The organism is Neobacillus drentensis, assembly GCF_036962765.1.
GTDB lineage: Bacteria > Bacillota > Bacilli > Bacillales > Cytobacillaceae > Neobacillus > Neobacillus drentensis_C.
This window is the reverse complement of the sequence record NZ_JBALOS010000243.1, coordinates 1-7,907: the sequence shown is the minus strand read 5'-3', so window position 1 is coordinate 7,907 and position 7,907 is coordinate 1. Positions and strand designations below refer to the sequence as shown.

6 protein-coding genes are annotated in these 7,907 nt (G+C 40.8%); all 6 read left to right on the top strand.

The features are described from left to right. The first annotated feature begins 411 nt into the window (after positions 1-411). A complete protein-coding gene (locus tag V7137_RS25060) occupies positions 412-873 on the top strand; it encodes a CtsR family transcriptional regulator (RefSeq protein WP_218350761.1) in 462 nt (153 codons plus the stop codon). Positions 874-898: 25 nt separating this feature from the next. Further along, a complete protein-coding gene (locus V7137_RS25055; RefSeq protein WP_335700591.1) occupies positions 899-1,447 on the top strand; it encodes a UvrB/UvrC motif-containing protein in 549 nt (182 codons plus the stop codon). Position 1,448: 1 nt separating this feature from the next. Beyond that, positions 1,449-2,519 carry a protein arginine kinase gene (locus V7137_RS25050; protein ID WP_335700590.1) on the top strand — a complete coding sequence of 357 codons (1,071 nt, stop codon included), beginning with the start codon at positions 1,449-1,451 and terminating at the stop codon, positions 2,517-2,519. Positions 2,520-2,536: 17 nt separating this feature from the next. Then, entirely contained in the window at positions 2,537-4,978 is a 2,442-nt protein-coding gene (gene clpC / locus V7137_RS25045) for an ATP-dependent protease ATP-binding subunit ClpC (protein ID WP_335700589.1), read from the top strand. Between the two features lie 210 nt (positions 4,979-5,188). Continuing rightward, on the top strand, positions 5,189-6,571 hold the full coding sequence (radA, locus tag V7137_RS25040) for a DNA repair protein RadA (RefSeq protein WP_335700588.1): 1,383 nt from the start codon (positions 5,189-5,191) through the stop codon (positions 6,569-6,571). Between the two features lie 3 nt (positions 6,572-6,574). After that, positions 6,575-7,648 (top strand): DNA integrity scanning diadenylate cyclase DisA, encoded by a 1,074-nt coding sequence (gene disA / locus V7137_RS25035; protein WP_335700587.1) that lies wholly within the window; start codon positions 6,575-6,577, stop codon positions 7,646-7,648. Positions 7,649-7,907: the final 259 nt, after the last annotated feature.

Here is a 7,907-nt window from a genome sequence, read left to right as displayed (position 1 = left end):
CGAGAGGGTTGTCTTTTTTTATGGAAAAAAATTGTTTTGGGGTATAGAGGAGATGGTGAAATGGGATATTTTCCTCATTTTGTTAAATTGAATCTACTCTTTGTATAATTACCCCTAAGTTTTGTATATATAGTTCCGTATTTCGGTGTAATCGCACTCTATTTTGTAAAATTTGTAGCCTCTTTGGTTTTATTCTGCTTTCTTCAAGTCGTTTTTAGGCTTCATTAAAACAAAACTGTCTATTACGATTGGTCCCTCATCACTTCCTCCAACGATACTTTTTAACTAATCCGAGGTTTCACATTGGCGAGATTTGGAGAAAATCATTAGTAGTGAATCGTTGCATCTACATAAAAAATTCAGTATAATTTAGTCAAATATAGTCAAAGTCAGAGAATGGGGGGTGGGAAGATGCGAAATATCTCTGATATTATTGAACATTATCTCAAACAAGTATTGGAATTAAGTGAAAAAGACCTTGTTGAAATTAAACGAAGTGAAATCGCAGACAAATTTCAATGCGTACCCTCACAGATAAATTATGTCATTAACACCCGTTTTACGATTGAAAGAGGATATATTGTAGAGAGTAAACGGGGCGGCGGTGGGTATATAAGGATCATGAAGGTCCAATCTCATGACTTAGCTCATTTAATTGATCAATCGCTCGCACTTATTCAAAATTGGATTAGTCAAACAAGTGCTGAGGATGTCATATTCAGACTCGTTCAAGAAGAAATTGTCTCACAGCGGGAAGCGAAAATTATGTTAAGTGTAATTGATCGTTCCGTTCTTTATATTGATCTTCCATACCGAGATGAATTAAGAGCAAGAATGCTAAAAGCCATGTTAACATCTTTAAAATATAAATAAATTTGTTCACTGAGAGGTGAAAAGTATGATCTGCCAGGAATGCAACCAAAGACCTGCAGCCCTTCATTTTACGAAAATCATAAACGGTGAAAAGACGGAAGTTCATCTTTGTGAAAAGTGTGCTCAGGAAAAGGGCGAAATGTTTATTTTTAATGGGGAATCAGGATTCGCTTTTAATAATTTATTAGCAGGATTACTTAATATTGACCCTACCTTTCAAAAGCAAAGCCAAAGTCCGTTTCATCAGGAGGAGATTCTTCATTGCGACGTTTGCTCGATGACTTTTCCTCAGTTTTTAAAAGTCGGCCGCTTTGGATGTTCTCATTGTTATGAAGCATTTAAAGAGCAACTGAATCCCGTCTTAAGGCGGCTTCATAGTGGCAACTGGACACATAATGGGAAAATACCCAAGAGAATTGGCGGCAGCATCCATCTGCGCAAGCAAATAGAAGAATTAAAAAATATGCTAAAAGAATCGATTGCTAATGAAGAATTTGAAAAGGCAGCTGAGATTCGTGATGAAATACGTCAGTTGGAGAAGAAATTAGCTGCTAGCCAAGAGGGAGGGGAATAAGGTGTCGCTTGAACGGTTTTTAAATCAAGCTGTCAGCTCTTGGATGAGCGCGGAAGGACCTGATTCAGATATTGTCCTCAGCTCTCGAATACGTTTGGCTCGAAACTTTGATGCTTATAAATTTCCTACGCTTTTTTCACATGACGAAGCAAAAATGATTATTGAAAAAATGGAGGAAATCATAGGGCAGTCTTTCGTTGAAAAGTTTGGCCAAATGGAATTGTTGAAAATTGATGAGCTTCAGCCTCTGCAAAAAAGGGTATTTGTAGAAAAACATCTAATTAGCCCAAATCTGGCAGAGGATTCACCATATGGGGCGGTTCTATTAACCGAAAATGAAGAAGTTAGTATTATGATAAATGAAGAGGATCATATCCGTATTCAATGTTTGTTTCCAGGCCTGCAATTATCGGAAGCCTTAGATGCTGCAAATGAAATTGATGATTGGCTAGAGAGTAATATTCAATACGCATTTGATGAAAAACATGGTTATTTAACCAGTTGTCCGACTAACGTGGGAACAGGACTTCGTGCTTCTGTCATGATGCATTTGCCAGGGTTAATATTAACGCAGCAAATCAATCGTATTATTCCAGCAATTAATCAATTAGGTCTAGTTGTTAGAGGAATTTATGGTGAAGGCAGCGAAGCTTTAGGTAATATATTTCAAATTTCTAACCAAATTACCCTTGGTAAATCGGAAGAAGACATTTGCCGGGATCTGAAGGGGGTTGTTAGCCAGTTAATTTCACAAGAAAGGTCGGCACGTGAAGCATTACGGAAAACTTCGAACATACAATTAGAAGACAGGGTGTTCCGATCACTAGGTGTGTTATCTAATAGCCGAATTATTGAAACGAAGGAAGCAGCAAGGTGTTTATCTGATGTTCGGCTTGGAATAGATATGGGTTATATTGAAAATATGCCTAAGACGATATTAAATGAATTAATGATCTTGACCCAGCCAGGTTTCTTGCAGCAATACGCTGGGGGTTCATTAAGACCGCATGAAAGAGATATCCGACGGGCAGCATTAATTAGGGAACGAATAAAAATGGAGCAAGAAAAATAGGTGAGGAGGAAGAGAATATGATGTTCGGCCGTTTTACTGAAAGAGCGCAAAAAGTTCTAGCATTAGCACAAGAGGAAGCGATTCGTCTTGGACATAACAATATTGGAACAGAGCACATTTTATTAGGATTAACCCGTGAAGGAGAAGGGATTGCAGCAAAGGCTCTTTATGGGCTTGGCTTAGGTTCTGAAAAAATCCAAAAAGAAGTAGAAAACTTAATTGGCAAAGGACAGGAAGCTTCTCAAACCATTCACTATACTCCAAGAGCTAAAAAAGTCATTGAATTATCGATGGATGAGGCACGCAAATTAGGACATTCCTATGTAGGCACCGAGCATATTCTCCTTGGCTTAATCCGTGAGGGGGAAGGGGTTGCCGCACGGGTCCTTAACAATCTAGGTGTAAGTTTAAATAAGGCAAGGCAGCAAGTCCTTCAACTGTTAGGAAGCAATGAGTCTGGCGGGCATCAAGGCGGGGCATCTGCCAGTGCCAACACACCAACACTAGATAGCCTTGCAAGGGATTTAACCTCAATTGCCCGTGAAGGAAGCCTTGATCCTGTGATTGGACGCGGCAAGGAAATTCAACGTGTCATTGAAGTACTAAGCCGTCGAACAAAAAATAACCCAGTATTAATCGGTGAGCCGGGTGTTGGAAAAACAGCAATCGCCGAAGGTCTTGCCCAACAAATTGTTAATAACGAAGTACCTGAAATTCTTCGTGATAAACGCGTGATGACTCTCGATATGGGGACAGTCGTAGCTGGAACGAAATATCGAGGCGAATTTGAGGATCGTTTGAAAAAAGTAATGGATGAAATTCGCCAAGCAGGCAATATTATTCTATTCATTGATGAGCTGCATACATTAATTGGCGCTGGTGGTGCGGAAGGGGCCATTGATGCTTCTAACATCTTAAAGCCATCTCTTGCGCGCGGCGAACTCCAATGTATTGGTGCAACGACTCTTGATGAATATCGTAAATACATTGAAAAAGATGCAGCGCTTGAACGTCGATTCCAGCCAATTCGTGTCGATGAGCCAACGATGGATGAATCGATTCAGATTTTAGAAGGGCTGCGCGACCGTTACGAGGCGCATCACCGTGTATCGATTACAGATGAAGCCATTCAAGCAGCTGTAAAACTGTCTGACCGCTATATCTCCGATCGCTTCCTGCCTGATAAAGCGATTGATTTAATCGATGAAGCCGGTTCTAAGGTACGTCTACGTTCCTTTACCACTCCGCCTAATTTAAAAGAATTAGAAGTGAAACTTGAAGAAGTTCGCAAGGAAAAAGATTCAGCTGTTCAGAGTCAAGAATTTGAAAAGGCCGCATCCTTAAGGGATACAGAACAGCGTTTACGTGAACAACTTGAGGAAACGAAGAAGAATTGGAAAGAAAAGCAAGGGAAAGAAAATAATGAAGTGACAGTCGAAGATATTGCAAGTGTTGTTTCAAGCTGGACTGGAGTTCCTGTTTCCAAGTTGGCACAAACAGAGATGGCAAAATTGCTAAATTTAGAGGAAGTTCTTCATTCTCGCGTCATTGGTCAGGAAGAGGCGGTTAAAGCAGTTTCTAAAGCCGTCCGTCGTGCTCGGGCAGGATTAAAGGATCCAAAACGTCCAATTGGTTCCTTCGTCTTCCTTGGACCTACAGGTGTGGGTAAAACGGAATTAGCACGTGCCCTTGCTGAAGCTATGTTTGGTGATGAGGATGCCATGATTCGGATTGATATGTCCGAGTATATGGAGAAACACTCGACCTCTCGTCTGGTTGGTTCACCGCCAGGATATGTCGGTTATGAGGAAGGCGGCCAATTAACAGAGAAGGTTCGCAGAAAGCCTTATTCTGTTGTTTTACTAGACGAAATTGAAAAGGCGCATCCTGATGTATTCAATATCCTGCTCCAGGTCCTTGAGGATGGCCGATTAACGGATTCTAAAGGTAGAACGGTTGATTTCCGTAACACAGTCCTCATTATGACATCCAATGTGGGTGCTGAAGCACTAAAACGGAACAAATATGTAGGCTTTAATATTCAAGATGGCGAACAAGATTATAAAGATATGAAGGGTAAAGTGATGGGAGAATTAAAGAAGGCATTCCGTCCGGAATTCCTGAACCGTATCGATGAGATCATTGTTTTCCACGCGTTAGAGCGAAAGCATCTTGAAGAAATTGTAACTTTATTATCAGAGCAGTTAGTTAAACGCTTAAAAGAGCAAAATATTTCTTTAGAACTAACAATTGCCGCGAAGGAGAAAATTTCTCAGGAAGGTTATGACCCTGAGTATGGTGCACGACCTTTACGCCGTGCTATTCAGAAGCATATTGAAGACAGACTTTCTGAAGAATTATTAAAAGGAACATTATTAACAGGGCAGCATGCTATCATTGATGTTGATAATGGAGAATTTATTGTTCGAATGGCTGAGAAAACAAGTTTAGTAAAATAGAACTAGGTCGTAATACCAATGGAGAGGTACACGTAAATAAAGTTAAATCGTGTACCTCTTTTTCTATCGTTTTTTTCAAATGAAAAAATAAAATAGGTGTGGTACCCTTTATATAGTTAGCAAAATCTGGCTCCAGCGCCCAGCGTATTTCGCTATACGGTGCTTGCGCCTTTTGTTCTTTTTATTGTTGCATGAGAGGATCGAAGGATAATGGCAAAGCGTAAGACGAAGTTTATGTGTCAAGATTGCGGATATGAATCGCCAAAGTGGATGGGAAAATGCCCTGGCTGTGGTGAGTGGAATAAAATGGTTGAGGAAGTTGAAGTAACGGGTGCAACAAGGAGAGGTGCATTTGCACATTCTCAAACGGGAACAGGAATTTTAGCAAAGCCTATGCCCATTAATTCGATCGTAATGGAAAATGAACCACGAATTCTAACCGATTTGAACGAATTAAATCGGGTTCTTGGCGGCGGTGTCGTAAAGGGGTCGTTAGTACTAATTGGCGGTGACCCTGGAATCGGTAAGTCCACGCTTCTTTTACAGGTTTCATCCCAACTCGCAAACAAAGGAAATAAGGTTTTATACATATCTGGTGAGGAGTCGTTACGGCAAACCAAGCTTCGCGCGGAACGATTAGGTATATCTTCTGAAAATCTACTCGTATACTCTGAAACGAATCTTGAAGAAATTAACCGTAACATCGATCAAACGAATCCAAGTTTTGTTATCATTGATTCTATTCAGACGGTCTTTCACCCAGATGTAACCAGTGCACCAGGGAGTGTTTCACAGGTTCGCGAGTGTACCTCAGAATTAATGAGAATTGGGAAGACCAAAGGGATAGCGATCTTTATTGTTGGTCACGTAACAAAAGAAGGGTCAATTGCTGGTCCAAGGCTGCTAGAGCATATGGTCGATACCGTTCTTTATTTCGAAGGAGAGAGACACCATACCTATCGGATCCTACGGGCAGTTAAAAACCGTTTTGGTTCCACTAATGAAATGGGCATTTTTGAAATGAAAGAATTTGGCCTTGAAGAAGTGGCCAATCCCTCTGAAATATTCTTAGAAGAGCGTTCACGGGGGGCAGCCGGCTCAACAGTGGTGGCGTCAATGGAAGGGACAAGACCCGTCCTCGTGGAAATTCAAGCGTTAATTTCCCCTACTAGTTTTGGTAACCCTAGAAGAATGGCGACAGGAATTGATCATAACCGCGTTCCGCTGTTAATGGCAGTTTTGGAAAAGAGGGTTGGGATGCTCCTCCAAAACCAGGATGCATACTTAAAAGTTGCTGGGGGCGTAAAGCTGGATGAGCCAGCGATTGATTTAGCCGTAGCGGTGAGTATTGCCTCTAGTTTTAGAGATAAACCGACAAGGCCGACCGATTGTATAATCGGTGAAGTCGGATTAACCGGTGAAGTAAGAAGGGTGTCAAGGATAGAGCAGCGTGTCCAAGAAGCCGCAAAGCTTGGCTTTGAGCGAGTGATTCTACCCGCTAATAACCTTGGCGGCTGGAAGGGACCAACAGGTGTTGAACTAATTGGTGTTTCGAATGTGAGCGAAGCATTAAAAGCAACGTTGGGAGGGTAGCAGATGGAGAGTAAAAAGCTTGGTGAAAATACCGTAAGTGAAGTATTACAGTTCCTTGCACCTGGTACACCCATTCGGGAGGGAATCGATAATGTTCTTCGTGCCAACACAGGGGGACTTATTGTCATTGGTTTTAACGAAAAAGTAAAAAGTATTGTGGATGGCGGCTTTGAAATTAATTGTCCTTTTTCGCCAAGCTTTTTATATGAATTGGCCAAAATGGACGGGGCCATCATCCTAAATGAATTAGGGAATAAAATTCTGTTTGCAAATGCCCAGCTGGCCCCTCACTCCGATATCCCCTCTACCGAAACAGGAATGCGGCACCGCACAGCAGAAAGAACGGCAAAACAAACAAAAGCCCTAGTGATTGCGATCTCGCAAAGGAGAAATGTCATCACCTTGTACCAAGGGAATTTCCGCTATGCCTTAAAAGATATTGCGGTTATTTTAACCAAGGCCAATCAAGCAATACAGACGCTTGAAAAGTATAAGACCGTCCTCGAACAAAGTATTACTAATTTGAGTATTTTAGAGTTTGAAGAATCTGTCACCTATAACGACTTTTTACTGGTTCTCCACCGCTTTGAAATGGTGTTAAAGATCAAAAATGAGCTGCTAACCTATTTACATGAATTAGGAACCGAAGGCCGTCTCATTCGTTTACAGCTGAATGAAATCTTAACCGACCTAGAAGAGGAGACCATGCTCATTATTAAAGATTATGCCTTTGATCGGGACGTCAAGGCAAAAGATGTACTCGCGCGAATGCAGTCGATGACGACTAATGGAACAATTGAGGATGTGGTGTTATTAAAATTAATGGGGTATATTGGCTATGTTCATCTCGATGAGAATAAAAGTCCACGCGGCTACCGAATTCTTAATAAAATTCCAAGACTCCCAACGATTATCATTGAAAATCTAATTAGCTGTTTTGGTGAGCTTTCAAAAATCATTTCGGCATCTGTGGAAGAGCTCGATGATGTCGAAGGAATCGGGGAAGTTCGTGCTAAAAAGATTAAGGAAGGCTTTAAATTAATTAAAGAACGCTTATACACCGACCGTCATCTTTAAAAGTAATGAAAAGGAATAGTAAAAAAAATCCAATTATTTGACATGGAAATTTTCCAGTGCTACCCTATGGGGAGCAATCTTATCTATAAAATTTACAGCAACTGTCATTTAAAACGAACCTCTAAGGGAAAAATAATCAGTAAATTAAGGTTTCATTTTTATGAATATGTTTATAATGAGTAGAGGAGGTGAAGGAATGTTAAAACGTATTGTGCAGGCTTGCTTCCTCATTATGGGTGGTACGCTTGGAATTTTGTTA